This is a genomic window from Rhizobium sp. BK176 (assembly GCF_024808055.1).
Window position 1 is genome coordinate 1 of the sequence record NZ_JANUBV010000069.1, and the last position, 2027, is coordinate 2027.

Consider the following 2027-nt stretch of genomic DNA (forward strand, 5'->3'; position numbering starts at 1 on the left):
CTTCACCGTGACCTCAGGGCAATCGGCGTAAACCTCAACAGTCTGGTCCGGCTCTCAAGGCAGGACAAACGATCGCCCGAGATTGTCGCTGCGCTTGGCGAGCTGCAGCCGCTCATTGCCGGGCTGATGCTGGAGCTGCATCGGCTTGCCGCCCGACCGGGACGCACGATCAGGAGGGATGGCTGATGGAGATCTTTCTCGGCGCCTTTACCGAGGAATGGGAGCAGCGCAGAGCCGCCTATCTGCACGAGCGCCTGGCTGGCAGGAAGCGCGCAACCGACGATGAAGAGCCTCGCCGGCGCGGCATCGCTGAGGACGGCAGCCGTGTCCGCCGCGGGATGACGGTGCGAGCCAGCGGTTATCCTGGCATGGGGCGACATGCACCGGCGCTGCGGCCAATGGCGACGCGCTTTACAGCCCTTGCCAGCGGCAGCCAGCCCGCGGTGGTGAAGATGGCATCGTTTGCCGGAGGCGGGCGTCTGGGGGCGATGGCAAGCTACATCTCGCGCAATGGCGAGCTTGTGATGGAGAACCAGGCAGGCGATACGATGCTGGGTCGCGAGGCGCTCACCGCCCTTGCGGACGACTGGGCTGACTTGATGGGCAATCGCGCCGAAAGCCGCGACATCGCCTCCTTCCGCATCGACGTCGCCGGCCAGCCCGGCGAGGGCCGAGCGCTGAATGCCTGGGCGGGGGATATTGTGACGTCGGCGCTCGGCGACCGGTCCTTCGCCTTTGCGGTCACCGAGCGGCAGGGACAGTACCGCATCGACGGTGTGGTGGTCTTGCGCGATCGCAGCGGCGAGCGGCTGAGCGCCGATGCCAGGGCCGAGGAGATCGTGCAGCGCCGACTGGCAGACGTCGGCAGGGCGCCAGCTGACATCCAGTTGCGCTTCACCGGCCACGGCAATGGCGTCGACTATGGCACGGCCAGGCTGCGCCAGCTGGTGGAGACGTCCGCGGGCGCCGTCACAACTGACCGCGGCGAGATGATTGCCGATGCCAAAAGGGCCGGCGAACTCGTGCAACGGCAGTGGCGCGGCGAACTGCACAGCCGCAAACCCCGGGATGTCATGCATCTTGTGATGTCGGCAAGATCAGGAACCGATGCCGAGGCGTTTCGATCGGCAGCGCGCGATTTCCTGGCGGCAGAATTCCAGCATCATCGCTATGTCTTTTCCCTTCACCATCCGGCGCACGATCCGAAGCGGGAACACGAGGGTGGCAAGCGACCGCACGTGCATGTCCATGCGATTGTCGCGATGCGGTCCGAGGATGGCGAGCGGCTCGAGACCTCGATCGCCTCGTTCCGGCGCTGGCGCGAAGGCCTGGCCGAACAGGCACGCGCAAACGGCATCCGGATGGAGATGACCGATCGTCGCGAGCTGGCAAGCGCGCCGGCCTTCAACCAGAGCCAGGTGCGTCCGATCAGCCATGACGGCAGAACCGAACACGAGGCAACCTCGCCATCTGCACGGCGCAGGTACCACGACAAGCGCCGCGAGGTCCCGAGCGCGGCCAGGACCGATGCAAGCCTTGCCTATGGCCAAGGCGTTCACAGGCTATGGTCGGCGCTGGCGCGCGGTGATGCCGACCCCGACATCCGGGCGTTTGCCGATCGGCAGCTTGCCCGCCTCGAGACAGCACGCCGACGCGCGGAAACAGAAACCGCCGAGCAGCCACGTGCCGGTCAAACACAAGTCGAGCTTCGAACTGTTCTTCTCACACTCACCAGCCTGGCGGAGGTCGATTCCATGAAGGTGCTGACACGATCCGAGTTCGACGCCTATGAGCAGAAGGTAGAGGCAAGTCTGTCTCGGGCTGAACGGCTGATGCAGGACAAGCAGGCAGAGCTGTTCCAGGAGATTGCCGCTGCCGCGCGGGAACATGTCGGGGTCCGCCGCGACATCATGGAGCAGGCGGAACGCAGGGCGGATCGAGCCACGCCAGAGGTCACCCCAGAACTGCGACGCGATCCTGGCAGAGGCTGGGAGGAGGCTGTGGACCGGCATGGCCTGGCGGCCGTC

1 protein-coding gene and 1 pseudogene are annotated in these 2027 nt (G+C 66.0%); both read left to right on the forward strand.

Annotation, left to right across the window (positions count from 1 at the left end):
- Positions 1-186 (forward strand): annotated as a pseudogene (locus tag FHT76_RS41205) (mobilization protein); the annotation flags it as partial.
- A partial coding sequence (locus tag FHT76_RS41210) for a conjugal transfer protein TraA (RefSeq protein ID WP_259186895.1) occupies positions 186-2027 on the forward strand: 1842 nt, incomplete at its 3' end. The pseudogene FHT76_RS41205 and the gene FHT76_RS41210, both read left to right, overlap by 1 nt.